We start from the raw sequence: 26,274 nt of genomic DNA on the forward strand, positions 1-26,274 counted from the left end.
CGGTGTCCACTGTGGAGCGAGTCGCCCGGAAGCCGCGCCGCAACAGGCGGCGGCTGTGGGCGCACCTGCCGCTGGCGATCGTCGCGGTCGCGACGATCTTCCCGTTCTACGTGATGATCGTGCTGTCGCTGCGCAAGGGGCAGTCGCTGTCGCTGCCGGACGCGCTGCTGCCGTTCCACGTCAACTTCGGCGCGTACGCCGACGTGCTGGCGCACGCGCAGGTGGTGCGCTGGATGCTCAACACCGCCGCGTACTCGGTGCTCAGCGTCGTGCTGGTGCTCGTGTTCGCGTCGTTCGCCGCGTACGCGTTCGCGAAGAAGCGGTTCTTCGGCCGCAACGCGATGTTCTGGACGCTGCTCGCCACGCTCATGGTGCCCTACCATCTGACGCTGATCCCGCAGTTCATCCTGATCTCCCGGATGGACGGGCTGGACACGCTGTGGGGCCTGATCGTGCCGACGCTGGCGAACACCCAGGCGCTGTTCCTGATGCGGCAGTTCATCATGGGCATCCCGGACGAGCTGATCGAGGCGGCCCGGATCGACGGTGCCGGTGAGATCCGGTTGTTCTGGCAGATCGTGCTGCCGCAGACCAAGCCGATCCTCGCCACGCTCGGCGTGTTCGTGTTCCTGTGGCACTGGAACGACTTCCTCTGGCCGCTGGTCGCCACCCGCTCGCCGGACCACTACGTGCTCACCGTCGGCCTCAACAGCCTGCAGGCGCAGGACTCGTCGTTGACGGTGACGATGGCCGGCGCGGTGCTGACGTTCCTGCCGATCCTGCTCGTCTACGTGCTGCTGCAGCGGTACTTCGTGCGCGGCGTGACGATGAGCGGGCTGAAGTGAGCGCCGCCGTGCGGATCGGTCTCGTCGGGACCGAGAGCTCGCACGTCGACCACCTCGTGCGGTACTGCAATGCCGAGCACCGCGCCGGCCCCGCCCGGGTGGTCGCGGTCGCCCCGGCCACACCGGACGAGCAGGTACGCGACCTGGGCATCGACCGGGTCGTCGGGGCGCCGGAGGAGCTGCTCGGGCTGGTCGACGCGGTGGTGATCGCCGACCGGGACGCGCGCCGGCACGCCGGGCAGGCGCTGCCGTTCCTGACCGCCGGGCTGCCGACGCTGGTGGACAAGCCGTTCGCGGCCGATCTCGCGGACGGCGAGGCGATGCTCGCCGCCGCGCGGCGGCACGGTGCGCCGCTCACCTCGTACTCGGCGCTGCGCTGGCATCCGGCCCTCGCCACCGTGACCCGGCCCGAGCCGCGCGCGGTGGTGACCACCGGCCCGGCCGACCCGGCCAGCCCGTACGCCGGGATCCACTTCTACGGCACCCATCCGGTCGAGCTGGCGCTGCTGCTCGCGCCCGGCGAGATCGGGCCGGTGCAGGTGGCGACGGGCGACGGGATCGTCGTCGCCCACGCGGTCGTCGGCGGTACCGCGGTGACCGTCCAGTTCGTCGCGCCGGCCGAGCAGCCGGTGCCGTTCCACGTGCAGGTGACCGGCGCTGCGGAGGTCGTCGGTACCGCACTGGAACTGGGCCCGGACTACCTGCATCCGGGCCTGGACGCGTTCTTCGCGATGGTCCGTACCGGGACCCCACCGGTGCGGCTCGACGACCTGCTGCGACCGGTCCGGTTCCTCGCCCCGGTCGCGCACCACCTGGCAGCGCCGGGATCCGGTACGGCATCCACTCCGGTACGGACCCCGGATCCGGTGCCGCCCCGGAACACAGCACCGCCCCGGAACGCAGCACAGCCCTGATGCGGCTCCGCCGCTGGGCGGAGCCATGCTTCCGAGAAGGGATCACCGTGCGAAGACTCCGCCTCGTCCCCCTCGTACTCACCCTGCTCGCGCCGCTCCTGCTCGCGGGCGCCGCACACGCCGCGCCCGCCGCACCGGCCGGCGGCACCGATCCGGTGCAGGACCTCGGTACCCCGCTCACCTCGCTGACGGTGATGCAGGGCGCGGTCGGCCACGAGCCGGACGGCTCCGACGTCATCTACGCGGTGCCGGCCGGCGAGAACGCCGAACTCAACGTCGTCGACGTGCACAGCCGGACGTTGAAGCGGGCGATCCCGCTGCCCGGCGCGGCCGGCGCGTGGGCGATCACCGTCGCCACCGACGGCAGCGTCTACGTCGGCAGCTACTCCAACGCGCACCTCTACCGGTACACCCCGGCCGACGGCACGGTCGCCAATCTCGGCCAGCCGATTCCCGGCGAACAGTTCCTCTACGGGCTGACCGCCGGCGACGACGGCACCGTGTACGGCGGCACCTACCCGCACGCGCACGCGTTCCGCTACGACCCGGCGGACGGCAAGGTCACCGACTACGGCTCGCTGGACGACGTGCAGCAGTACGCCCGCTCCGCCGCGTACGACCCGGACGACCGGGCGCTGTTCGTCGGGCTGGCGACGCCGAAGGCGCGGCTGCTGCGCATCGACGTCGACTCCGGTGCGGTGACCGAGCTGACCCCGGACGATCTCACCGGCACCGAGTTCTCCGACCTGAGCTACGCGGGCGGCCGGGTGTTCGGCAACGACCACGGGCAGCTCGTGGTGTTCGACGCGAAGACCGGCCAGCAGGTGCACTTCACCGACCCGTCCGGTACCTCGGTGCGCGAGTTCCCGCTGTCCGGGCGGGGCGTCTCGCCGGCGCGGGACGGCGGCGTCTGGTTCACCACCAGCACCCTGCACCTGATCCGGTACGACCTGGCCACCGACACGCTGACCGACAGCGGCGTGCGGGTCACCCGCGGCGCGGGCATCGGGTACGGCTGGGTCGACGACCCGACCGGCCCCGCCCTGTACGGCCTGGCCGGCAACTACTCCGCCGGCACGTTCCGGTTCGACCCGGCCACCAAGGGGCTGACCCAGTGGTCCTCGCCGCTGCGGTACGTGCCGGTGCCGCTGATGAACGTGCTGCCGGACCCGACCGACGGCACCGTGCTGGTGGACGCGTTCCTGAACGGCTCGGCCGGCGCGTACGACCCGGCGACCGGGAAGACGACCGCCGCGCCGCGGCTGGGCCAGGTCGAGGACTGGGCCTGGGGCGACGACGGCAAGGTCTACTTCGGCATCTACCCGTACGGCCAGCTGTCGGTGTGGGATCCGCACGCGCCGGCCGGCGCCGACAACCCGCGCACGCTGTTCGCCCTGGTCGACAGCGACGAGCAGAACCGCCCGGTGGCGGTGGTACCGCACGGGCGGCAGGTCTACGTCGGCACCACCCCGGGCTACGGCGTGTACGGCGGGGCGCTGAGCGTCTACGACCTGGACACCGGCGACCTCGCCGTGCACCGCGACATCGTGCCCGACCAGACCGTGGCGTCGCTGCTGCCGGTCGGCGACGTGGTGTGGGGCGGCTCCAGCATCGACGGCGGCCAGGGCACCGAGCCCAAGGCCACCGAGGCGAAGCTGTTCCGCTACGACCCGGCGACCGGCACCAGGACCGCCGAGTACACCCCGGTACCGGGCGCAGAGAGCATCACCGCACTGACCGTCGGGCCCGATCACGACCTGTGGGGTCTCGCCGACGGCACCGTTTTCGGGTTCGACCCGGACACGCACGCTGTGGTCCGCCGCATTCCGGTGTTCACCGGCGGTACCGGCGCCCAGGACGGCGCGCTGGTCTGGCGCGACGGCATGCTGTACGGGGTGTCCGGCGGCCGGCTGTTCGTGGTCGACTCGCTCGCCGGCACCGCGCAGGTACTGCGCTCGAGCGGGCTGCTGCGGCTGGCGCCGGCCGCCGACGGCACGATGTACACGCTGCTGCAGCCGGAAGGCAGCGTCGACCGCACCCATCTCGCCGCCTTCACCCCGCCCGCCGACGCCTGCCCGAACTCCGACCTGCGCGGCACGGTCTGGGCCGGCGAAGTGGACAGCGGCGTACCCAACCGGTTCGTCGGCGACGGCTGCACCCTCACCGACCGGCTGCCCGACCCGACCGCGCACTGGCCCAGCCACGGCAGCTACGTCTCCGCCGTCACCAAGGCGGTGGACACGCTGGTACGCAACGGATCCGTCACCGACGACCAGGGCGACGCGATCGTCTCCGCCGCCGGTCGATCCACAGTGGACTGATCCCCTGGTGGCATCGGCGAGCTGCCCGCCCGCCGGTGCCACCACGCGGTGGTGATCGGCGTGCCTTCTCGTTTCCGGCGCGCATTTCCTGGACACGACGCCGATCGCTCGTCTGCAGGTCGCCTACCGCCGATGCGCTGGCGTGTCTGGGCACTTACCGGCCACTCGGTGAGCGAAGGCCGGCGCACCGCACTTGGCGAGATTCTGGAGAAGCTCGGGTACCGGGATCGCGGGTTTGCCCGCCTTGCCGGTGTCGGCGCTCTGCTCTCGAATGACCGATGTCACCGTTTGCGGCGCCAGATCGAACTGATGCAGAAGAAAGTCATCCGGGTCCAGGCACTCGATGTGGAGGGGGGCGCACGCCGATGTTGGGAAACCGTTCCGATCGTCGCTGACGATCACGTCCGCGCGCCCAACCACCGCCGCCGCCAGTACGTGTCGGTCTTTCGCGTTGTTCTCCATGCTGTTCACGATCGGCTCGTAGCCCTCGACGAGGGCATCGTCGAATGCGGCGTTCATGCACCGGAACATGTGGTCGATGCTGGACTCGGTGGCAGTCGGTGCGAGTTCGAGGATGTGACGTCTGGTTTCGTCCAGGATGCTGGCAGACCACAGTGGTCGATACAAACCTGCCTCCGCGATGCGCAAGAGCGTGTCGCGGAGGCAGCTAGGAATCAGGACGTTCGCGTCTAGCAGGGCGGAGAAAGGCACTCAGGTAGGTTATTCGTCCTACGGGGCGTTCTGCTGGAAGCGGATCACTCCGTGTTATCTGGCCGTTCAACTGATGGCAACGGGGCATCGTAGAGCCCCATGTCGATGCTGTCCTGGGTCAACTGCCTCAGGGCGCTCCGCCTCTCGCTACGCCGCCGTTGCTGGTAGTCGATCAAGTCCGCGAGCTTGACGCGGCGGTGCATGTTGGGCTTCTCGAAGGGGATCTTCCCTGCTTCAAGCATCTTCGTCAGGGTTGGGCGCGAGACGCCGAGGAAATCGGCGGCCTGCTGCGTCGTGAGTGTGGTGTGTTGAGGTGCGATGGTGATCGCGTACCCGTTGGCCAACGCCTCCACCGCATTGACCAAGACTTCGTGCAGGCGGGGCGGCAGCTCGATGGCAGTCCCGTCTGCGCCGATGAGTTTGGCGTGTGCTTCTGGAACCTCTGCCCCACGCTGGCGAAGTACCTGGAGCAGGTTGACAACGGTCGCGTGATCGGTGGCCTCTGGCAGGATCGTCTGCTCGTCCATCACTCTTGCTGCCGTCGTGGTCATAGCCTCAGCCTCACCTAAATTCGAAAGAAACGCAACCACCTGTCCGGTCAAACGAGGGAAGAGCATCCTCGTGGCGGCGAGGTGTCGCCGGTGTGGGTCGGCCGTCGGGTCTCGATCCTGGGCGGCGACCTGTCGGCGCGGTCTGGGCTGCCGTTACCCCTGGTCGGACGCGTGGTGGGGGAGGAGGTAGGCCAGGGCGAAGGTGACGGCGAGCAGGACGATGGCGACCGGGATCGTGGTGCGCAGCGCGGCGGTCCAGGCGGCGGCGTCGGGGTGCGACCCGGCGAGGCCGAAGAACAGCGAGCCGATCACCGCGGTACCGGTGGCGGTGGCGACCTGCTGTACCGCGTTCAGCAGGCCGGCGCCGGCGCCGACGTGGTCGCCGGACACGTCGCCGAGCACGAAGGTGAACAGCGGCGCGAAGACGGTGCCCAGGCCGAAGCCGAGGACCAGCAGCGCCGGCGCGAAGTGCCACCAGGCCAGATCGCCGGCGCCGACCAGGGTGAGCAGTGCGGTCAGGGCGGCGAGGCCGGCGGCGATGACCAGCACGCCGAGGTGCAGGATGCGGCGGCCGAGCCGGCCGGCGACGGCGCCGCCGACGATGCTGCCGACCACGATGCCCAGCGCGTTCGGCGCGCTGGTCAGGCTGGCCCGCAGCGGGCTGTAGCCCAGCCCCAGCTGCAGGTAGAGGGCGAACGACAGGGTCACGCCCATCACCGCGGTGAAGAACACGATGCCCAGCACCAGCCCGCCGGTGAACGAGCGCCGCCGGAACAGCGCCGGCAGCACCAGCGGATCCCGGCCGGCGCGGCTGCGTCGTACCTGGTGGGCTGCGAACACCGCGAGCAGCGCGGCGCCGAGCGCGAGCAGCGCGAAGCTCCACCACGGCCAGCCCAGCTCCCGCCCCTGCACCAGCGGGTACAGCAGGGCGACGAGGCCGGAGCCGACGAGCAGCATGCCGACCGGGTCGAGCCGCTGGCCGCGGGTGGGCCGCACCGACGGCAGGAACAGCACCGCGCCGACGATGCCGGCGAGCCCGATCGGCAGGTTGATCAGGAAGATCGACCGCCAGCCGGTACCGAACAGGTTCGCGCCGAGCAGCACCCCGGCGAGGATCGGCCCGCCGACCGCGGACAGCCCCATCACCGGGCCGAACGCACCGAACGCCTTCGCCTGGTCCTTCGGGCCGAACATGTCCTTGAGCAGCCCGAGCCCCTGCGGGATCAGGATCGCGCCGAACGCGCCCTGCGCGGCGCGGCAGGCGATCAGCATCGCCGGCCCGGTCGACAGTCCACATGCGACGGACGCGGCGGTGAACCCGATCGCGCCGAGCAGGTACATCCGGCGCCGCCCGTACAGGTCGCCGAGCCGGCCGCCGGTGATCAGGCCGAGCGCGAACGCCAGCGTGTAGGCGGCGCCGAGCCACTGCATGAACGTGGTACCGCCGCCGAGCCGGTGCGCGATGCCCGGCGCCGCGATGGTGGTGATCGTGCTGTCCAGCAGGTCCATCACCTCGGCGCACAGCACGACGGCGAGGCCGAGCCAGCGCCAGCGATATCCGGGTGGTGCCGCGGTGCGGGCCGGGGTGTTGGTCGCGCTGCCGGTCTCGGTTGTGGCCATGGAAGGCTCCCGTACATCGATCGTGGAACGAACAGTGTTCGTAAGTCGAGTACCGTTCTACGGCGCGAATGGTGATCGCGTCAACTGGTATGGTGGCGGCGTCACTGTGCGGAGGGACACGCCGACGACGTTCGCGGCGCGAGGAGGGTGCATGACCGAGATTCCGGCACCGCCGTGGCGCACCGGCAAGCGGCCGGTACGCCAGCCGCTGAGCCAGGACGCGATCGTCGCCGCCGCGACCCGGGTGCTCGATGCGGAGGGGCTGGACGCCGTCTCGATGCGGCGGGTGGCGCAGGAGCTCGGTACCGGACCGGCGTCGCTCTACGCGCACGTCGCGAACAAGGACGAACTGTACGAACTGATGCTGGACTCGGTGGTCGGTGAGACCGTGGAGGACGCCGAGCGCGCGGTGCGGGAGTCCGACTGGCAGCAGGGGGCGCGGCGGATCGCGCGGGCCGGCCGGGACGCGCTGCGCCGGCACCGGGATCTGGCCCGGGTGGCGATGACCGGGTTCCCGTTCGCGCCGAACAGCATGCGCGTCACCGAGGCGTACCTGGCGATCCTGCGCGGCGCCGGGCTGCCCGACCAGATCGTCGCCTGGGCGGTCGACCGGCTCGCCCTGTATGTGACCGCCGACGTGCTGGAGGGTGCGTACTACTACGCCAAGGGCTGGAAGACCGAGGAGCAGGCGCACGCCTACTTCGAGCAGGCCGCCGAGTACCTGCGGACGCTGCCGCCGGAACGGTTCCCGAACACCGTGGCGATGGTCGACGCGCTGGTGTCCGGCGGCTCGGACGAGCGGTTCGAGCAGGGCCTCGACATGATCCTGGACGGCGTCGCCAAGTACCTGCCGTGAGGCCGCGGACCGTCACAGCCGGGTGGCATGCTGCACCGCATGACCGACGAGGACGGACAGCCGACGCTCGCCGACCGGCCGGAGCGCGTCGCAGCGCCGGAGCGGGTCGGTGAGCGGATCGATCACGAGGACTGGGCGTGCGCGACCCTCGACCGGCAGCGGTTCGTCGACTGCGAGTTCGTCGAGGCCGACCTGACCGAGCTCGCGGCGACCGGTAGCACGTTCGAGCGGTGCACGTTCGTCGGCGTCCGGCTCAACGCCGCGGTGCTGACCCGGTGCGCGCTGCTGCACTGCACGCTGCGGGCCGCGTCGCTGTTCGGGGCCACGTTCGACGACTGCAAGCTGACCGGTACCACGTTCCTGGGGTGCACGCTGCGGCCACTGACCGTCCGCGGCGGCGACTGGTCGTACGTGTCGTTGCGCGGCCACGACCTCGGCCGGCTCGACCTGCGCGCGGTGCGGTTGCGCGAGGCCGACCTGTCCGAGTCCGACCTGAGCCGGGCCGACCTGCGCGGCGCCGACCTCGGGTACGCGAAGCTGTCGCACGTCAAGCTGGTCGACACCGACCTGCGCGGTGCCGACCTCACTGCCGTCGCGCTGCGCGGGCTGGACCTCACCGGCGCCCGCATCGACCTCGGCCAGGCCGTCCAGGTCGCCAGCTCCTACGGCGCGATCGTCGAGGTGTAACGCCGACGCCGCACCCCGCCGCCCCGTACGCTCGGCAGGAACGCTTGCCGGATGCCCGGGCCGCTGCACGGTTCGTGTTGGTCGGCCGCGTCGGTACGTCGAAACGAGGAGAGGTCTCCCCGGGGAGGAAGAAGCGGATGTCCTGCAGCCATTTGGACCGGGCGGCCGAGCGCCCCGACCCGCAGCCGGAGACGCCGGCCGGCTGCACCGACTGTCTGGCCGAGGGCCGGCACGACTGGGTGCACCTGCGGCTCTGCCTGACCTGCGGTCACGTCGGCTGCTGCGACTCGTCGCCGGCGACCCACGCGACCCGGCACTACCAGGGCACCGAGCATCCGGTGATGCGCTCGGCCGAACCGGGCGAATCGTGGCGCTGGTGTTTCCCCGACGCCATGGTCGGCTGATCCACGCCACTGCCGTCCGCCCGCGTCGATCATGGTGCGGTGCATCTCGTCCGCGGTGGATCATGCTGCCGTGCACGACGCCCGCGGTTGACCATGTTGCCGTGCACGCCGTTGCCGTGCACGCCGTCAGCGGTTGATCCTGTGCCGCGCCGTCGGTGCTGGCACGGCGCAGCACACCGTGATCGACGGGCCGGACGTGCGATGGGGCGTGGACCGGGGCGCCGGGGCAGCGTGACAGACTGCGGTGTGTGAGCGAGCAGGCGACGATTCTCGACGGCAAGGCGACCGCGGCGGCGATCAAGGACGAGCTGCGGGCGCGGGTCAAGGCGCTGACCGAGCGGGGCAGTACCCCGGGGCTGGGCACCATCCTGGTCGGCGACGACCCGGGCTCGCACGCGTACGTGGCGGGCAAGCACCGCGACTGCGCCGAGGTCGGCATCACCTCGATCCGGCGCGATCTGCCGGCCGACGCCACCCAGGCCGACGTGGAGCGGGCGGTCGACGAGTTGAACGCCGACCCGGCCTGCACCGGCTACATCGTGCAGCTGCCGCTGCCGGACCAGATCGACACCCAGGCGATCCTGGAGCGGATCGACCCGGACAAGGACGCCGACGGCCTGCACCCGGTGAGCCTGGGCCGGCTGGTACTGGGCGAGGCCGGCGCGCTGCCGTGCACCCCGCGGGGCATCGTCGAGCTGCTCACCCGGTACGGGGTGGCGCTGCGCGGCGCGGAGGTCACCATCATCGGCCGCGGTACGACCGTGGGCCGGCCGCTCGGCCTGCTGCTGACCCGGCGTACCGAGAACGCCACGGTGACGCTGTGTCACACCGGGACCAAGGATGTCGCGGCGCACACCCGGAACGCCGACGTCGTGGTGGTCGCGGCGGGTAGGCCGCACCTGCTCACCGCGGACATGATCAAGCCGGGCGCGGCGGTGCTCGACGTCGGCATCACCCGGGTACCGCAGGAGTCCGGCAAGGCGAAGCTGGTCGGCGACGTGCACCCGGGCGTGCGGGAGGTGGCCGGTCACCTGGCGCCGATGCCCGGCGGCGTCGGCCCGATGACCCGCGCGATGCTGCTGACCAACGTGGTCGAGGCCGCCGAGGCGCAGCTCGGCTGAGCAGACCGGCCGCGCGGCGGATCCGGGCCCGGGAGGTGGGCATGGCCGGCAAGGTGTCGGTGATCGGCGCCGGCGCGTACGGCGCGATGACGGCGCACCGGTTGGCCGAGTGCGACGCGTTCGACACCGTCGTACTGACCGACGTGGTGGAAGGCCGTGCGGAGGGGCTGGCGCTGGACATCGGGCAGTGCCGGCCGATCGTCGGGTTCGAGACGCACGTGGTCGGGCGCACCACCGGCCGCGACGGCGACGGGTACGACGTGCTGGCCGGTTCGGATGTGGTGGTGCTGGCGGCCGGCGTGCCGCGCACCCCGGGGATGGGCCGGCAGGAGCTGCTGGAGACCAATGCCGGGGTGGTGCGCGCGGCCGCGGCGCAGATCGCCCGGTACGCGGCGGATGCGGTGCTGATCGTGGTGACCAACCCGCTGGACGAGATGACCGCGCTGGCGCAGCGCGTCACCGGGTTCCCGCACGCGCGGGTGATCGGCCAGGGCGGGGTGCTCGACTCGGCCCGGTTCACCACGTTCGTCGCCGACGAGCTCGGTGTGCCGGTCTCGTCGGTGCGTACCCTCACGCTCGGATCGCACGGTGACGCGATGGTTCCGGTACCCTCACGGTCCACTGTGGATGGTCGGCCGCTGGCCGAGGTGCTCGACCCGGACGCGCTGGACGCGGTGGCCGAACGCACCCGTACCGGTGGGGGCGAGATCGTCGCGCTGCTCAAGACCGGGTCGGCCTCCCACGCGCCGTCCGCGGCGGCCGCGGCGATGGCCCGGGCGATCGTCGGCGACACCGGTACGGTGCTGCCGGTGTGCGCGTGGCTGACCGGTGAGTACGGGATCAGCGACGTCTACCTGGGGGTGCCGGCGGAGCTCGGCGCGGGCGGCGTGCGCCGGATCGTCACGGCGCCGCTGACCGAGTCCGAGCTGGCCGCGCTGACCGAGGCGGCGGACACCGTCCGGGCCCGCCAGGAGAACCTGCGCTGACCGGGCCGCGGACACGTGGCCGGGCCCGCGCCGCGAAGTCGCGCCGCCGGGAGCCTGGCTTGCGCCGCGAAGCTGCGGTGACCCGGGTGGTCAGTGCCGGGCCAGCGTGGTGCGGTACTGGCTGCGGGCGGCCCGGCGCGGCCCCTCGGCGGCGCACCACAGACAGAACACCACGAACGCGCTCGGGATCGCCGACCACAGCCACCAGGGCGCGTCCCAGCCGCCGAGCAGGCCGATCATCAGCCAGACCACGATCTGTGCCGCGGTCGACACCAGGGTCAGCCCGGTGAACAGCCGAAGCGCGAGGAACAGTCCGGCAGGCGGGTACGGGGTGACGGGTACGCCGCGCAGCGCGGTGGTGAGGTGGCCGCGGTTGGTGGCACCGTTGATCCGGTTCAGCGCCCCCGCGTAGGTTTCGGCGTCGAGTTCGTTGCGCTGGTAGGCGGTGCGCGCGGAGTCGCGGGCGATCCGCCGGTCGATGTCGTCGATCGGCAGGATCTCGGGCCACAGCAGGTGGCTGGCGACCGTGGACGTGGCGCTCATCGTACGGCTCCTGGGGGTATGGGTGGAGGCTGTCGGTGCTGCGCCTACCAACCTGCCCGAACGGCCGGTCGGTGACGATCCGGCGACCCGGCGTCCGGGTCCTGGAGCTGCCCCCACCGCCTTTCGGGTGCTGCACGGGCAGGCCGGTCGGCGCCGGCCCGGCCCCAGGGTGTACGGGCGGGAGCTTGTCCAGTACGCTCGTACTGTTAATGACGTGAGAGGAGAGCCCGGCCGATGGCCAAGATCAAGGTAGCCAACCCGGTCGTCGAGCTCGACGGCGACGAGATGACCCGGATCATCTGGAAGCAGATCAAGGACCAGCTGATCCTGCCGTATCTCGATGTCGATCTTGAGTACTACGACCTGGGCATCGAGCACCGCGACGCGACCGACGACCAGGTCACGATCGACGCGGCGAACGCGATCAAGAGGCACGGCGTCGGCGTCAAGTGCGCGACGATCACCCCGGACGAGGCGCGGGTCGAGGAGTTCGGCCTGAAGAAGATGTGGCGCTCGCCCAATGGCACCATCCGCAACATCCTCGGCGGCGTGATCTTCCGCGAGCCGATCGTGATGTCCAACATTCCCCGGTACGTGCCGGGTTGGACCAAGCCGATCGTCATCGGCCGGCACGCGCACGGTGACCAGTACAAGGCGACCGACTTCGTGGTCCCGGGGCCGGGCAAGGTGACGATCACCTACACCCCGTCCGGCGAGGGGCAACCGATGGAGTTCAACGTCGCCGACTTCAACGGCGGCGGCGTCGCCGTGGGCATGTACAACTTCGACGACTCGATCCGGGACTTCGCCCGCGCGTCGCTCCGGTACGGGCTGGACCGCAAGTACCCGGTCTACCTGTCGACCAAGAACACGATCCTGAAGGCGTACGACGGCCGGTTCAAGGACATCTTCGCGGAGATCTTCGAGGCGGAGTTCAAGGCCGACTTCGACGCCGCCGGCATCTGGTACGAGCACCGGCTGATCGACGACATGGTGGCGCAGGCCATCAAGGGCGACGGCGGCTACGTGTGGGCCTGCAAGAACTACGACGGCGACGTGCAGTCCGACGTGGTGGCGCAGGGCTTCGGCTCGCTCGGCCTGATGACCTCGGTGCTGATGACCCCGGACGGCCGCACGGTCGAGGCCGAGGCCGCGCACGGCACCGTCACCCGGCACTTCCGCCGTTACCAGAAGGGCGAGAAGACCTCGACCAACCCGGTCGCGTCGATCTTCGCCTGGAGCCGGGGCTTGGAGCACCGCGGCAAGCTGGACAACACCCCGGAGCTGGGCGAGTTCGCCCAGCAGGTCGAAGCGGCCTGCGTGGAGACCGTCGAGGCCGGCCAGATGACCAAGGACCTGGCGCTGCTCATCGGCAAGGACGCCCCGTGGCAGTCCACCGACGAGTTCATGTCCTCGATCGCCGACCGGCTCGCCGCCAAGCGCGCCTGACCGCACGACCGCCGGCGCCTCCCGGTGCCGGCGACCTTGCCAACGGCCCGGACCGTACTCGGTCCGGGCCGTTGGCGTGCTGCCTCCGTACGGGTGAATTCGGTTGCGGGGCAAGCGAAAGCGTGCTCGACTTCCGGCGTGATCGAACTGGACACCTCAGCGCTGGCCCTGGCCTATCGCGCCGAGTACGACGACCAACTGCGCGCCCGGGCGGGCAACAGTTACGGCGGCACGATCGAGCGGGTCGGCCCGCTGGTGCGCAAGACGGCCATGGAGGGCACCGGTTTCGTGCTGTACCGCGATCTCGGCGGGCTGCGCGGGGCCGAACTCGATGCGCTGATCGACGACCAGGTGCGGCACTACGCGGCGCTGGGCCAGTCGTTCGAGTGGAAGTGGCACCACTACGACGAGCCGAGTGATCTGACCGATCGGTTGCGCGCCAAGGGATTCACCCCCGAAGAGGCCGAGACCATCCACATCGGACCGGTTGGGCCGCTCGCCGTCGAAGGCCCGGCGCCGGCGGGTGTCGTGCTTCGCGAGGTCACCGAGCGCACCGACCTGGACCGGATCCGCAGCATGGCCGAAGAGGTCTGGGGGTTCGACTTCGGTTGGCTGCCGGACGCGCTGTCGCGCGAGACGTCCGGGCCGGACGACGACCCGACCGTCGTGGTGGTGGCCGAGGCCGGCGGCCGGGTGGTGTGCGCGTCCTGGATCCGGTTCCACACCGGTACCGAATTCGCCTCGCTGTGGGGCGGTTCGACCCTGGAACAGTGGCGGCGGCGCGGCATCTACCGGTCCCTGGTGGCCTACCGGGCCCGGCTGGCTGCCGCCCGCGGGTACGCCTACCTGCAGGTCGACGCGTCGCCGGACAGCCGCCCGATCCTGACCCGGCTGGGGCTGCTGCCGGTCGCCGTGACGGTCCCGTACATCTGGCGACCGTCCGAATAGGACGAGCCGGCTGGTCCGGCGGGAGCGAGCACGTCGCCGGACCGATGCCTGCGTGGCCAGGCTGAGCAGGTCGCCGGCCGATGGCTGCGTGGCGAGGGCGAGGCGGTGGCCGTCCCGAGGCCCGTCCGAAGAGGACGGGCCTCGGATCAGGCGAGCCGGCCGGCGCCCTGGGAGGGGACCGCGAGGAACGTCGCCGGCTCGGTGAAACCGTTGGTGGCGAAGGCGGTCCGGACCGCGGTGGCCACCGTGTCGACCGCGCCGGCGTCGGTGAGCGCGAGCACGCAGCCACCGAAACCGCCGCCGGTCATCCGCGCGCCGTACGCGCCGGCGGACAGTGCGGCCGCGACCGCGGTGTCGACCGGCGGCACGGTGATCTCGTAGTCGTCCCGCATCGAGGCGTGCGACGCGGACAGCAGCGGGCCGATCGCCCGCAGCTGGCCGGCGCGCAGCAGCGACACCGTGTCGAGTACCCGTTGGTTCTCGGTGACGACGTGCCGGACGCGGCGCCGCGACTCGTCGTCCGGCAGCGCGGCGAGCGCCGCGTCCAGGTGTCCGTTGGAGATGTCGCGCAGCGCCGGCACGCCGAGGATCCGGGCCGCGGCCTCGCACGCGGACCGGCGCTTGGCGTACTCGCCGTCGGTGTGCTGGTGCGGTGCGCGGGTGTCGATCACGAGCAGGGCCACGCCCGCCGCGTCGAGGTCGAACGGTACCTGCTCGGTGGACAGGTCCCGGCAGTCCAGGAACAGGGCGTTCCCGGCCTGGCACAGGATCGACGCGGACTGGTCGAGGATGCCGGTGGGTGCGCCGACGTAGCCGTTCTCGGAGCGCTGCACCAGCCGCGGCCGGGCCGGTACCGGAATGTCCACATCGGACAGGTCCGTCAGCGCGCCGAGCACCGCGCACTCCAGCGCGTGCGAGGAGGAAAGCCCGGCGCCGAGCGGCACGTCCGAGTCGATGAACAGCTGGGCGCCGGCGACCCGGTGCCCCGCCTCGTGCATCGCCCAGACCACCCCGGCCACGTACGCCGACCAGCCGGTCAGCGCGCCGGGGGCGGCGGCCGAGGCCGCGTCGATCTCGACGGTCTCCTTGGTCAGTGTCGAGTGGACAGTCCACTGTGGACTATCGAGCCGGCGGGCGGCGACCGTGGTGCGCTGCGCCAGCGCGAACGGCAGGACGAAGCCGTCGTTGTAGTCGGTGTGCTCGCCGATCAGGTTGACCCGCCCCGGTGCGTACCAGACGCCGTCCGGTTCCCCGCCGAACACCTCAGCGAACGACGTCACGAGCGCACCCCCGAGCTTCCCGGCGCCGCGACGGCGTCACGACCGGCCCTTGTCGTACTGGTAGAAGGTCCAGGCGTCGGCGATGATGGCGTGCAGGTCGGCCTTCGCCGGCGTCCAGCCGAGCTCCCGGCGCGCCTTCTCGGACGAGGCGACAACGACCACCGCGTCGCCCTCCCGGCGCGGTGCCAGCGTCACCGGCAGCTTCGCCCCGGTCACCTCGCGCACCACGTCGATCACCTGCTTGTTGCTGTACCCGTTGCCGTTGCCCAGGTTGAAGATCTGGTGCCGGCCCGGCGCGGTGTGCCCCAGCGCCAGCAGGTGCGCGGTGGCCAGGTCCTCGACGTGGATGTAGTCACGGATGCAGGTGCCGTCCGGCGTGTCGTAGTCGTCGCCGAACAGGAGGAACTCGTCCCGGTCGCCGGCCGCGGCCTGCAGCGCGATCGGGATCAGGTGCGTCTCCGGGTCGTGCCGCTCGCCCAGGTGCCCGGCGTCGGACAGCGACGCGCCGGCCGCGTTGAAGTACCGCAGGCTCACCGCACCCAGGTCGGAGGCGCCGCAGGCGGCGGTGATCATCAGGTCCACCGCGAGCTTGCTGCTGCCGTACGGGTTGGTGGGCGCCGGCGGGGTCTGCTCCGTGATCAGGCCCTCGCCCGGCCCGTCGCCGTACACCGCCGCGGTCGAGGAGAACACCAGCTTCGGCACGCCCGCGGCGCGCACCGCCTCCAGCAGCGCCAGCGAACCGCGGATGTTGGTGTCCCAGTAGAGCTCCGGCTTGATCACCGACTCGCCGGCGGCGATCTTCGCGCCGAAGTGCAACACCCCGTCGAACCCGGCCTCCGGCGTCAGCACCCGCGCGACGTCGTGGATCGACAGCTCGTGGAAGGCCACCTCGGCCGGCACGTTGTCCCGGTGCCCGGTCGACAGGTCGTCGAGGATCTCCACCTCGTGGCCGGCCGCGAGCAGCGCTCGGGTGACGATACTGCCGATGTACCCGGCGCCGCCGGTGACGAGAAGCTTCACGGTTCTACCTCGACTCCCTCAACATCTGCGCCGCCCGTTCCGGACGGATGTCGTTGACGAATGCCCCCATCGCCGACTCCGATCCTGCCAGGTACTTGAGCTTGCCCGGCGCGCGGCGGATGGAGAACAGCTGGAGGTGCAGGTAGGCGAGGTGCCGGTCGGCGTGTACCGGGGCCTGGTGCCAGGCCGACACGTACGGCATCGGCAGGTCGAAGAGCGCGTCGAAACGCCCCAGTACGTCCAGGTAGATGGGCCCGAACGCGTCCCGCTCGGCGTCCGAGAGCGCGGGGATGTCGGGCAGCTGGCGGTGCGGGTACAGGTGCACCTCGAACGGCCAGCGGGCGGCGGCCGGCACGAACGCGGTCCAGTACTCGTTGCAGGCCACCACCCGGGAGCCGTCCGCGCGCTCGGCCGCGAGCAGGTCGGCGAACAGCCCCCGCCCGCCGGTGCGGTGCCGGTACCGCCGGGCCGAGTCGAGGCTCGTCGCGGTCTGCGGCGTCACGTACGGGTAGCCGTAGATCTGGCCGTGCGGGTGGTGCAGGGTGACGCCGATCTCCTCGCCGCGGTTCTCGAAGCAGAACACCTGCGCGATGCCGGGCAGCGCGGAGAGCTCGGTGGTCCGGTCGGCCCAGGCCTCGACGACGGTACGCACCCGCTCCGGCGTCAGCTTCGCGAACGACGAGTCGTGGTCGGCGGTGAAGCACACCAGCTCGCAGCGGCCGCGGCCGGGCACCACCGGTACCAACCCCTCGGCGAGCTGGTGCCCGGTGCCGTCGCCGATCCGGTGGCTGAACGACGGGAACCGGTTCTCGAACACCACCACGTCGTAGTCGTACGCGGGGATCTCGGTGGCGCGCTCCGGGGTCGACGGGCACAGCGGGCACTGGTCCGACGGCGGCAGGAAGGTGCGGTTCTGCCGGTGCGCGGCGACCGCGACCCACTCGTCGAGCACCGGGTCGTACCGCAGTTCGGAGGCGGGCGGCGGCTCCGGCAGCTCGCGGCGGTCCGGCATGCTGCGGTCGGCGTCGTCGCGCTCGTCGAAGTAGATGAGCTCGCGGCCGTCGGCCAGCAGGATCGGGGTGCGCTTCATCGACTCGCCTGTCCAGCGTCCACGTCGTTGTCGGTATCGGGGGTGCCGCCGGCCGGTGCCACCAGCAGGTCGCCGACGAGCCCGCCCAGGATCTGCTGGGCGTCGTCGGGTAGCCCGTCGTCGGTGACGAGCGCGTCCGCCTCGTCCAGCCGGGCGATGGTGGAGATGCCGACCGTCTCCCACTTGGTGTGGTCGGCCAGTACGACCAGCCGGCGGGCCGCCGCCACCAGCGCCCGGTCGGTCTCCGCCTCCATCAGGTTCGGGGTGGTGAAGCCGGACCGTTCGTTGATGCCGTGCACGCCGAGGAACAGCTGGTCGAGGTTGAGCGACCGGATGGCGGTCTCGGCGAACGGGCCGACCAGCGCGTCGGACGGGGTGCGGATGCCACCGGTGAGCACGACGGTCTGGTCGGTGCGGCCGTTGTGGTAGAAGACCTCGGCGACCGGCACCGAGTTGGTCACCACGGTCAGCGACGGTACGTCCAGCAGCTGGTGGGCGAGCGTCCAGGTGGTGGTGCCGGCCGACATCGCGATCGCGGTACCGGGGGAGACCAGGTCGGCGGCCCGCCGGGCGATGGCTTCCTTCTCGGCCTGCTGGCGCATCGACTTGGCGGCGAAGCCGGGTTCGTCGGTGGAGCCGGGGGCGAGGGTGGTGGCGCCGCCGTGCACCTTGGCCAGCAGCCCGCGCTGCGCGAGCGACTCCAGGTCACGGCGGATCGTCATGTCCGAGACGTTGAACTCGCGCACCAGGTCGGATACCCGGACGCCGCCGTGCCGGCGGACCAGGTCCAGGATCGCGGACTGCCGTTGCTGTGCGAGCATCTGGGGGCCTCCTGCGGGTGCGCCGACTGCGATGCACCGGGCCGGACGAGCGGACGTGTTCGGCCCGGCTGACGGGGTGGCCCGCCGGTCGGCGGCGTGGGCCCCCAGTCGACGGAGTCCGTCGTCGCCGTTATCAACTCTTATGCCAGACCGACCAAGAGTCAACACGTTCGAACGAGAGTGTTGCACACGTCCGCCACCGCCCGATCGGTCGGGTCATCCTCGTACCGTCGGCCTGTTTCCCGCGCGTTGCCACCGGATGGCCGATCCGTGACTACCGTGTGGGCAGCGCGGATCGACGTACCGAGCCGGTTTGGCATCGATCGGGCCACGAGCCTGGTGAGGGACTTGACAGGTCCTCACCCTGGCGGTGGAATGTGGGGACTTTTGAAGGGTCGCGTTTGATTCCTCGTTCTTTCCTGTAGGGGGTTTCCCATGGCGCAGTCATCGACCGGAAGCGGTCCCGGTGCCGCTGGCCATGCCGTCTCTCGGCGCGGCCTGCTGCGTGCGGCCGGCATCGGCGCGGGCGCGCTGGCGGTGCCCGGCCTGGCCGCGGCGTGCAGCAGCGACAGCGGCTCCGGCGGGACCACGAAGGGTGGCGGCAGCAGCTCGAAGATCACCTTCGGCTCCAACTACTCCGATCCCGCGCCGAAGCAGGCGTTCGCCTCGCTGATCTCGGCGTCGAAGTCCAAGACCGGAGTCACCACCAAGATCAACACCACGGACCACAACACGTTCCAGAACAACATCACGTCCTACCTGCAGGGCACCCCGGACGACCTGGCCACCTGGTTCGCCGGCTACCGCATGCAGTACTTCGCGAACCAGGGTCTGCTCGACCCGATCGACGACGTGTGGGACAAGATCGGCGACAACTTCCCCGACGTGGCGAAGAACCTGTCGAAGGGCGTGGACGGGCACTACTACCTGGTGCCGATCTACAACTACCCGTGGGTGGTGCACTACAACAAGAGCACCTTCGCCAGCAAGGGCTACGAAGTCCCGAAGGACTGGGACGCCTTCATCGCGCTGTGCAAGCAGATGAAGAAGGACAAGATGGTCCCGCTCGCGTTCGCGGACAAGGACCTGTGGCCGGCCCTGGGCATGTTCGACATCCTGAACATGCGGATCAACGGGTACGACTACCACATGAAGCTCATGCAGAACAAGGCGGCGTACACCGACAAGGAAGTCACCAAGGTCTTCGACCAGTGGCGTGAGCTGATGCCGTACCTGCAGTCCGGCGCGAACGGCCGGATCTGGCAGGACGCGGCGAAGACGCTGGAGGCCAAGAAGGCCGGCATGATGTTCCAGGGCACCAACCAGGTCGCGGCGCAGTACGTGACCGACAAGAAGGACATCAAGGACCTGGACTTCTTCGCCTACCCGGCGATCAACCCGTCGTTCGGCCAGGACTATATGGACGCCCCGGCGGACGGCTTCATCATGCCGAAGAAGGCGAAGAACACCGCCGGCGCGAAGAAGGTGCTGGAGTACATCGGCACCAAGGAAGCCGAGATCGCCTACCTCAAGTACGACCAGTGGGACGTCGGTCTGGCGAAGGACCTGGTCGCGCCGACCTACAACGACATCCAGAAGAAGTCGGCGCAGATGATCGCCCAGCAGAAGGCGGTCGCGCAGTTCGGCGACCGGGACACCGACCCGGCCATGGCCACCGCGCTGGAGCAGGCGATCCAGAAGTTCATCGGTGAGCCCACTCCCGGCATGATCTCGACGATCCAGCAGAGCCTGGCCAAGCAGGCCAAGTCGATCTTCAACGGCTGAGTTCGCCCACCGCCGGTACGTGACCCGAACGTACCGGCGGTGCGTGCGCCGGCGGTGTACCGGTGCCGGTACCGGGTGCCGGCGAGAAGACGCAGATGGGAGTCCGAACGGATGGCTTCGACGGTGAACGACGCGTCGCCGGCGGTGGCGCAGGCGCCGAAGCGCCGTCGCCGCCGGCTCGGCCGGTTGACCAAGAAGGAGATCCTGGTCGTCCTCGGCATGCTCGCCATACCGGTCGTGGTCGACCTGGCGTTCGTCTGGGGCCCGGCGCTCGCCTCGGTGGTGCTGTCGTTCTTCCGGTGGTCGGGCGTCGGCGGGTTGCACCCGCGGGCCTGCCGGCCGTCCGGCGGCCTGATCCAGGACAACGGCTGCTTCACCGGCGTGGACAACTACCACCGGGCGGCGACCAACTACCCGCCGTTCTGGCCGGCGGTCGAGCACAACGTGTTGTGGCTGCTGGTGTTCATCGTGATCGCCACGCCGCTGGGCATGCTGTTCGCGGTGGTGATCGACCGCGGCATCAAGGGCAGCCGGATCTACCAGAGCGTGCTGTTCCTGCCGGTGATGCTGTCGCTCGCGCTGATCGGGATCATCTGGGAGTTCATCTACTCCCCGAACTACGGCCTGATCAACACGGTGATCGGCCACAACCAGGACAACAACCTGATCGACTGGCTGGGCAACCCGCACCTCAACCTGTGGGCGGTACTGGTGGCGGCGACCTGGCGACAGGCCGGGTACGTGATGGTGCTCTACCTGGCCGGGCTGAAGGCCGCCGATCCGGCGCTGCGGGAGGCGGCGCAGGTGGACGGCGCGAACGCCTGGCAGACGTTCTGGCGGGTCATCTTCCCGACGCTACGGCCGATCAACATCGTGATCATCGTGGTGACGGTGATCGAGTCGCTGCGCGCGTTCGACCTCGTCTACATCATCAACAAGGGCTCGAACGGGCTGGAGCTGCTGTCGGTGCTGGTCACCAACAACATCGTCGGCGAGACCTCGCAGGTCGGCTTCGGCTCGGCGCTGGGCGTCGTGCTGCTGGTCATCTCGCTGATCCCGATCTCGATCTTCCTGTACCAGAACTTCAAGCGGAAGGAAGGCCGATGAGCGAGCGTGCGCGGTATTGCGTGTCGTGCCTCCTCGGACTTCCGACGAAGGAGGAAGGCCGATGAGCGCGGCCACCGCCGACGTGGGCTCGGTGTCGCGGCAGCAGGTCGGACGCCGGGTGCCGATCGGCCGGATCCTGTCGTACGTGCTGATGATCGGCGCGACGGTGCTGTGGCTGGTGCCGATCCTGTTCGCGCTGTACGTCTCGCTGCGGCCCTACGCCGAGACGTCCAAGCTGGGCTACGTCTCGTTGCCGCACAAGCTGACGTTCTCGAACTACGTGAACGCGTGGCAAGAGTCGGACATGTTCCACTTCTTCCTGAATTCGGTGCTGATCACCCTGCCTGCGGTCATCATCACGCTGTTCCTGGCGTCGCTGGTGGCGTTCGTGCTGACCCGGGTGAACATCAAGATCAACGTGGCGATGCTGATCCTGTTCACCGCCGGCAACCTGCTGCCGCAGCAGGTCATCATCACCCCGCTGTACCGGCTCTACCTGCTGATTCCGCTGCCGCACTTCCTCGCCGACAGCGGCCTGATGTACAACTCGATCGCCGGCCTGGTCGCCATCAACGTGGCGTTCCAGCTGGGGTTCTGCGTGTTCGTGCTGAGCAACTTCATGCGCACCATCCCGGACGAGATGTACGAGGCGGCCATCGTCGACGGTGCCTCGCTGTGGACCCGGTACTGGAAGCTGACCCTGCCGCTGGTTCGGCCGGCGCTGGCCGCGCTGGCGACCCTGCTGACGACCTGGATCTACAACGACTTCTTCTGGGCGATCACGCTGATCGAGACCGGCAGCCGCCGGCCGGTGACCTCGGCGCTGGCCAACCTGCAGGGCCAGTTCGTCTCGAACCAGAACCTGATCGCGGCGGCCGCGATGATCGTCGCGATTCCCACTCTGGTCGTCTACATGCTGCTGCAGCGCCAGTTCATCTCCGGCCTGACCCTAGGCTCCACCAAGGGCTGACCGCCCCACCCCCGCCCCCCAACCCCCCAACCCCCCACCCACCCCCCGGTTGATCAAGGGATCGGTTCACGAAGGCCCAGGTCGGGCCGGACCGATCCCTTGATCGACTTTCCGGGCCCTTGATCAACGGTGCCGGTACGGGCGTGGGACGGGTCGCAGCGGGCTGTCGGCCTGCTGACACAATTGCGGCATGCCCGATGCTCGACCGCGCGTGTTCTCCGGTATCCAGCCCACCGCCGACTCGTTCCACCTCGGCAACTACCTCGGCGCGCTGCGCAGCTGGGTGCGGATGCAGGACACCCACGACTCGCTCTACTGCGTGGTCGACCTGCACGCGATCACCGCCGGGCACGAGCCGAAGGTGCTGCGCCAGCGCACCCGGGTGGCTGCCGCCCAGCTGCTCGCGATCGGCATCGACCCGGAGCGCTCCACCCTGTTCGTGCAGAGCCACGTGCCGGCCCACGCGGAGCTGGCCTGGGTGCTCGGCTGCATCACCGGCTTCGGCGAGGCCAGCCGGATGACCCAGTTCAAGGACAAGGCGGCCCGGCAGGGCACGGATCGGGCCAGCGTCGGGCTGTTCACCTATCCGGTACTGATGGCCGCCGACATCCTGCTGTACCGGGCCGCCGAGGTGCCGGTGGGCGAGGACCAGCGGCAGCACCTGGAGCTGTCCCGCGACCTGGCGCAGCGGTTCAACCGGGACTTCGGCAAGACGTTCGTGGTGCCCGAGGCGTACATCCCGGCCGACACCGCGAAGATCACCGACCTGCAGGACCCGACCAGCAAGATGTCCAAGTCGTCGTCCTCGCCGAACGGGATCGTCGAGCTGCTCGACGAGCCGTCCCGGTCGGCCAAGCGGATCCGCAGCGCGGTCACCGACACCGGCCGGGAGATCGTGTACGACCCGGAGCACAAGCCCGGCATCTCCAACCTGCTGTCGATCTACTCGGCGTTGTCCGGCGAGACGGTCGCCGAGCTGGAACGGCGGTACGAGGGGCACGGCTACGGCGACCTGAAGAAGGACCTGGGCCAGGTGGTGGCCGACTTCACCACCCCGATCCGGGAGCGTACCCAGGGCTACCTGGACGACCCGGCGGAGCTGGACAAGATCCTCGCGGTCGGCGCGGAGAAGGCCCGGGTGCTGGCCGACGCCACGCTGCGCCAGGTGTACGACCGGGTCGGGTTCCTGCCCGCGGCCGGATAGCGGGCGACCGGCCGCCGACCCGCTCGGTTGGCGCGCCGGTGGCCCACACCCGAGGCCGGGCTGTACGACAGGTGTACCGGCCGGTTAGGGTCTGCCTCGCGGGACCTCGGAGGCAGGAGGTGCGCTCGCCGGCGTGGCGCCGTCGGGCGTGGTGCGACACGGTCTTTTGCTGGAGGCGCGATGCGGGTCATCGGGGTGGCGATCGACGTTCCCGAGCCCTGGGGCAGCTATCTGAACCGGTGCCGGGCCCAGGCCGGCGATCCTCAGGCCGAGTACGTCCCGACGCACCTGACCCTGCTGCCGCCGACCCAGATCGACGACGACGCCGAGCCGGCCGTCGAGCGGCACCTGGCCGAGGTCGCCGACCGGCACGCCGGGTTCAGCCTGCTGCTGCGCGGCACGGGTACGTTCCGGCCGATCACCGACGTGGTGTTCGTCGCCGTCGCGGCCGGCATCAGCGAGTGCGAGCGGCTGGCCGCCGACGTGCGGTCCGGCCCGCTCGAGCGAGAAATCAAGTACCCGTACCACCCGCACATCACGGTGGCGCAGGACGTGTCGCAGCCGGCGCTGGACCAGGTGTTCGCCGACCTGGCCGGCTTCGAGGTGCGGTTCGACGTGGTCGGGTTCCGGCTGTTCGTGCACAACGGTGACAGCCGCTGGCGGCCCCGCCGGGACTTCGCGCTGACCGCCTGACATCCGCGGCGCCCCGGCCTGTCGCGCCGGCCGCCACGTCGCGCTGACCGCCTGACGTCCCGGCCTGTCGGGCCGGCAGCCACGTTGCGCCGATCGCCGGACGCCTCGGCCTGTCGGGCCGGCAGCCACGTTGCGCCGATCGCCGGAGACTCGTGCGGTCACGTCGGGCCGGGCAGCAGGGACCGGACGCCGGCGAGGTAGTCCGGCCGCTCTGGCCCGCCGATCAGCACCCGCTGCAGGATGTACCCGGGGACCAGCCCGAACAGTGCCGCGCCGGCCTGTCCAGGGTCGGTACCGGCGGGCAGCATGCCGGCCGCGGTGGCCCGCCGGGCGTAGTCGACGAACAGCGCCCGCAGCCGCTCGTACGTGCTGGCGACGAACTCGGCCATCGTCGCGTCGTGCATCGACTCGCCCCACACCTGGACCGCGAGCCGCAGTATGCCGCCCTCGCCGACGTGCCGGTCGACCTCGGTGAGGACGGTGTCGAGCAGGCGCAGGACCGGTGGCGGCGGATCGGCGTTCAGGCCCGCCCCGACGCCGGCGAGGATCTGGCCGATCGTCTCGCCGGCGATCGCGGTCATGATCTCGTCCTTGCTACGGAAGTAGCCGTAGACGGCGCCGGCGGACAGCCCGGACTCGGCCAGGATGTGCTGCATCGAGGTGCGGTGGAATCCGTTGCGGTCGAAGCAGCGGCGGGCGGCGTCCAGGATCTGGCGGCGCCGTGCAGAGCGGTGTTCGGCGGTGACCCGAGGCATGTCGCCACAGTAAAACGAATGTTCGTTCTTGACAACCGCGACACGTCGGTGGACCCTTGGAATCCAAGAGAACGACCATTCGTTTTGGAGCGGTCATGAACATCCGCACCGTGGAATCCGGGACCGAGGCGCCCGACACCGCCCGCCGGCGCACCGTCGGCCCGCTCGTCGGCATCGTGCTCGCCGTCGTGGCCGTGCAGGCTGCGCTGCTCACCATGTTCGCCTGGCCGGCGCTGCACAGCGCCCCGCGCGACCTGCCGATCGTCGTGGCCGGCCCGGCACCCGCCGCGCACCAGCTGGCCGGCCAGCTCGCCGCCGCCAAGCCAGGCGCCTTCGAGGTCGACACCGTCGCGAGCGACGCCGCGGCCGATCGCGCGCTGCGCCAGCGGGACGCGTACGGGGCGTTCCTGATCGGCCGCGGCGGCGTGCAACTGCACGTGGCGTCGGCCGCCTCACCGCAGATCGCGATGCTGCTGCGGCAGGTCGCCCAGGGCGCCGAACAGCGCACCGGTACGCACGTCGCGGTCACCGACGTGGTGCCGACCGACAAGGACGACCCGAACGGCGTGGTGCTGTCGATCGGCATCCTGCCGCTGGTGATGACCAGCATGCTGGCCGGCATCCTGCTCGGGCTGGCGATTGCCTCCCGCTGGCTGCGCCTCGTCGGGGTGCTGCTGTTCGCCGCGCTCGCCGGGCTGGCGTCGATGGCGATCGGGCAGTACGCGCTGGGCGCGGTGCCCGGCAGCTACGTGCTCAACGCCGCGGTGGTCGGGCTGCTGGCACTGGCCGTGGCCGGCAGCATGCTCGGACTGGTCGCGCTGCTCGGCGCGCCCGGCGCCGGCCTCGGGGTCGCCGTGCTGTTCGTCGTCGGGATCCCGCTGGCCGGGCTGACCTCGGCGCCGGCGCTGCTGCCGGCCGGGTGGGGTGCCGTCGGCCAGTTCCTGCCGCCCGGCGCCGGCGGCACGTTGTTGCGCTCGGTGGTCTACTTCGACTCGGCCGGCGCCGGCACGCCGCTCGCGGTACTGGCCGGCTGGGCGGTGGTGGGCCTGGCCCTGCTGCTCGTCGGGCGGGCCAAGCCGCGCCGCCGGCTGCCGGTGGCGGCCTGAGCGCGCCCCGGATGGCCGCCGCCGGTTACCGGCGGCGGCCTGAGCCGGGACAGCACGACGGCCCCGGGCGGGCTACCGCTCGGGGCCGTCGGCTGAACATGAAGCGACCCATGGGTGCTTCCTTCCAAGCTGGAAGGCCCAGGTGGACAAAGCCTGGGACCCATGGGCCGGATGGTTGCCTGGGATTCGCCGGCCGTCGCCCACCCACCTCAGCCACTCGCGGCTGGGGGTGCCGGGGGCGATGCCCGCCGGCGCGGGTCTGGGGGCTGCGCCCCCAGGAGGCGAAACGGAGAGATGAGGCTCGCGTTCTCCGCGAGCACACTCCGACCAATCTCGCAGTCGTCCGAACGGCGGCTAGCGGACAACCACCTCGCGAGTCCGTTTACCACACATGTATCGGACCACCTCCTTTCCCACGTGGCTCGAACAGTACGCCCGTACGCGCCGGGTCGCCAAGGTCTTTTCGGGGGTCTGTCGACAGGCGGGT

At 70.6% G+C, this 26,274-nt stretch carries 25 protein-coding genes; 16 read left to right on the forward strand and 9 right to left on the reverse strand.

Annotation, left to right across the window (positions count from 1 at the left end):
• The first annotated feature begins 2 nt into the window (after positions 1-2).
• From Asera_RS11270 to Asera_RS11280, 3 genes are read left to right on the forward strand one after another with little or no spacing between them, the layout of a single operon-like run.
• Positions 3-845 (forward strand): carbohydrate ABC transporter permease, encoded by an 843-nt coding sequence (locus Asera_RS11270; protein WP_211255781.1) that lies wholly within the window; start codon positions 3-5, stop codon positions 843-845.
• The gene (locus Asera_RS11275; protein WP_030449331.1) at positions 842-1,759 is read left to right on the forward strand and encodes a Gfo/Idh/MocA family protein; all 918 of its coding nucleotides are present in this window, start codon (positions 842-844) and stop codon (positions 1,757-1,759) included. Before Asera_RS11270 ends, Asera_RS11275 begins: the two co-directional genes overlap by 4 nt.
• A 47-nt stretch (positions 1,760-1,806) precedes the next feature.
• The gene (locus Asera_RS11280) at positions 1,807-4,080 is read left to right on the forward strand and encodes a hypothetical protein (protein ID WP_030449332.1); all 2,274 of its coding nucleotides are present in this window, start codon (positions 1,807-1,809) and stop codon (positions 4,078-4,080) included.
• Positions 4,081-4,203: 123 nt separating this feature from the next.
• Here the strand turns inward: Asera_RS11280 and Asera_RS11285 are convergent, their stop codons facing one another.
• The 3 genes from Asera_RS11285 to Asera_RS11295 all read right to left on the reverse strand — a co-directional run bounded on the left by Asera_RS11285 (position 4,204) and on the right by Asera_RS11295 (position 6,962).
• A complete protein-coding gene (locus tag Asera_RS11285; protein WP_030449333.1) occupies positions 4,204-4,791 on the reverse strand; it encodes a PIN domain-containing protein in 588 nt (195 codons plus the stop codon).
• 44 nt (positions 4,792-4,835) lie between these two features.
• Complete coding sequence (locus tag Asera_RS11290) at positions 4,836-5,342, reverse strand: helix-turn-helix domain-containing protein (RefSeq protein WP_051802962.1); 507 nt, start codon at positions 5,340-5,342, stop codon at positions 4,836-4,838.
• 153 nt (positions 5,343-5,495) lie between these two features.
• Complete coding sequence (locus tag Asera_RS11295; RefSeq protein WP_030449335.1) at positions 5,496-6,962, reverse strand: MFS transporter; 1,467 nt, start codon at positions 6,960-6,962, stop codon at positions 5,496-5,498.
• A 151-nt stretch (positions 6,963-7,113) separates the two neighbouring features.
• Between Asera_RS11295 and Asera_RS11300 the strand changes: the two genes are divergently transcribed.
• From Asera_RS11300 to Asera_RS11320, 5 genes are all read left to right on the forward strand, one after another.
• A complete protein-coding gene (locus Asera_RS11300) occupies positions 7,114-7,818 on the forward strand; it encodes a TetR/AcrR family transcriptional regulator (protein WP_030449336.1) in 705 nt (234 codons plus the stop codon).
• 39 nt (positions 7,819-7,857) lie between these two features.
• Positions 7,858-8,505 carry a pentapeptide repeat-containing protein gene (locus tag Asera_RS11305; protein ID WP_084132728.1) on the forward strand — a complete coding sequence of 216 codons (648 nt, stop codon included), beginning with the start codon at positions 7,858-7,860 and terminating at the stop codon, positions 8,503-8,505.
• Between the two features lie 137 nt (positions 8,506-8,642).
• The gene (locus Asera_RS11310; protein WP_030449338.1) at positions 8,643-8,909 is read left to right on the forward strand and encodes a UBP-type zinc finger domain-containing protein; all 267 of its coding nucleotides are present in this window, start codon (positions 8,643-8,645) and stop codon (positions 8,907-8,909) included.
• A gap of 248 nt (positions 8,910-9,157) precedes the next feature.
• Entirely contained in the window at positions 9,158-10,030 is an 873-nt protein-coding gene (locus Asera_RS11315; RefSeq protein ID WP_030449339.1) for a bifunctional methylenetetrahydrofolate dehydrogenase/methenyltetrahydrofolate cyclohydrolase, read from the forward strand.
• A gap of 41 nt (positions 10,031-10,071) precedes the next feature.
• On the forward strand, positions 10,072-11,016 hold the full coding sequence (locus Asera_RS11320; protein ID WP_030449340.1) for a malate dehydrogenase: 945 nt from the start codon (positions 10,072-10,074) through the stop codon (positions 11,014-11,016).
• Between the two features lie 90 nt (positions 11,017-11,106).
• On the opposite strand, the gene Asera_RS11325 is transcribed toward Asera_RS11320, so the two are convergent.
• The gene (locus Asera_RS11325) at positions 11,107-11,559 is read right to left on the reverse strand and encodes a hypothetical protein (protein WP_030449341.1); all 453 of its coding nucleotides are present in this window, start codon (positions 11,557-11,559) and stop codon (positions 11,107-11,109) included.
• Positions 11,560-11,793: 234 nt separating this feature from the next.
• Here Asera_RS11325 and Asera_RS11330 point away from each other — a divergent pair, with 234 nt between their 5' ends.
• Positions 11,794-13,008 (forward strand): NADP-dependent isocitrate dehydrogenase, encoded by a 1,215-nt coding sequence (locus tag Asera_RS11330; RefSeq protein ID WP_030449342.1) that lies wholly within the window; start codon positions 11,794-11,796, stop codon positions 13,006-13,008.
• A 138-nt stretch (positions 13,009-13,146) separates the two neighbouring features.
• Positions 13,147-13,956 (forward strand): GNAT family N-acetyltransferase, encoded by an 810-nt coding sequence (locus Asera_RS11335; protein WP_157035149.1) that lies wholly within the window; start codon positions 13,147-13,149, stop codon positions 13,954-13,956.
• A 146-nt stretch (positions 13,957-14,102) separates the two neighbouring features.
• Here the strand turns inward: Asera_RS11335 and galK are convergent, their stop codons facing one another.
• The 4 genes from galK to Asera_RS11355 are packed head-to-tail and all read right to left on the reverse strand — an operon-like array spanning position 14,103 to position 18,167.
• Positions 14,103-15,236 carry a galactokinase gene (galK, locus tag Asera_RS11340; RefSeq protein ID WP_030449344.1) on the reverse strand — a complete coding sequence of 378 codons (1,134 nt, stop codon included), beginning with the start codon at positions 15,234-15,236 and terminating at the stop codon, positions 14,103-14,105.
• A gap of 36 nt (positions 15,237-15,272) precedes the next feature.
• Positions 15,273-16,256, reverse strand: coding sequence for a UDP-glucose 4-epimerase GalE (gene galE / locus Asera_RS11345; protein WP_030449345.1), 984 nt, complete (start codon positions 16,254-16,256; stop codon positions 15,273-15,275).
• A gap of 4 nt (positions 16,257-16,260) precedes the next feature.
• Positions 16,261-17,346 (reverse strand): galactose-1-phosphate uridylyltransferase, encoded by a 1,086-nt coding sequence (gene galT, locus Asera_RS11350; protein ID WP_030449346.1) that lies wholly within the window; start codon positions 17,344-17,346, stop codon positions 16,261-16,263.
• Positions 17,343-18,167: a DeoR/GlpR family DNA-binding transcription regulator gene (locus Asera_RS11355; protein WP_051802963.1), complete on the reverse strand. Its 825-nt coding sequence runs from the start codon at positions 18,165-18,167 to the stop codon at positions 17,343-17,345. Before Asera_RS11355 ends, galT begins: the two co-directional genes overlap by 4 nt.
• 435 nt (positions 18,168-18,602) lie before the next feature.
• Between Asera_RS11355 and Asera_RS11360 the strand changes: the two genes are divergently transcribed.
• The 5 genes from Asera_RS11360 to Asera_RS11380 all read left to right on the forward strand — a co-directional run bounded on the left by Asera_RS11360 (position 18,603) and on the right by Asera_RS11380 (position 23,926).
• Positions 18,603-19,952 (forward strand): ABC transporter substrate-binding protein, encoded by a 1,350-nt coding sequence (locus Asera_RS11360; protein WP_169745913.1) that lies wholly within the window; start codon positions 18,603-18,605, stop codon positions 19,950-19,952.
• A 111-nt stretch (positions 19,953-20,063) separates the two neighbouring features.
• Positions 20,064-21,059 (forward strand): carbohydrate ABC transporter permease, encoded by a 996-nt coding sequence (locus tag Asera_RS11365; RefSeq protein ID WP_030449349.1) that lies wholly within the window; start codon positions 20,064-20,066, stop codon positions 21,057-21,059.
• A gap of 61 nt (positions 21,060-21,120) precedes the next feature.
• Positions 21,121-22,029, forward strand: a complete 909-nt coding sequence (locus tag Asera_RS11370; RefSeq protein ID WP_212804557.1) for a carbohydrate ABC transporter permease — start codon at positions 21,121-21,123, stop codon at positions 22,027-22,029.
• A gap of 190 nt (positions 22,030-22,219) precedes the next feature.
• Entirely contained in the window at positions 22,220-23,233 is a 1,014-nt protein-coding gene (trpS, locus tag Asera_RS11375; RefSeq protein ID WP_030449075.1) for a tryptophan--tRNA ligase, read from the forward strand.
• Between the two features lie 180 nt (positions 23,234-23,413).
• Positions 23,414-23,926, forward strand: coding sequence for a 2'-5' RNA ligase family protein (locus Asera_RS11380; RefSeq protein WP_035298363.1), 513 nt, complete (start codon positions 23,414-23,416; stop codon positions 23,924-23,926).
• A gap of 158 nt (positions 23,927-24,084) precedes the next feature.
• Here the strand turns inward: Asera_RS11380 and Asera_RS11385 are convergent, their stop codons facing one another.
• On the reverse strand, positions 24,085-24,681 hold the full coding sequence (locus Asera_RS11385; protein WP_030449077.1) for a TetR/AcrR family transcriptional regulator: 597 nt from the start codon (positions 24,679-24,681) through the stop codon (positions 24,085-24,087).
• A gap of 95 nt (positions 24,682-24,776) precedes the next feature.
• Here Asera_RS11385 and Asera_RS11390 point away from each other — a divergent pair, with 95 nt between their 5' ends.
• Positions 24,777-25,787: a hypothetical protein gene (locus Asera_RS11390; protein WP_051802894.1), complete on the forward strand. Its 1,011-nt coding sequence runs from the start codon at positions 24,777-24,779 to the stop codon at positions 25,785-25,787.
• The last annotated feature ends 487 nt before the right edge of the window (positions 25,788-26,274 follow it).

The organism is Actinocatenispora sera (genome assembly GCF_018324685.1).
Lineage (GTDB): Bacteria > Actinomycetota > Actinomycetes > Mycobacteriales > Micromonosporaceae > Actinocatenispora > Actinocatenispora sera.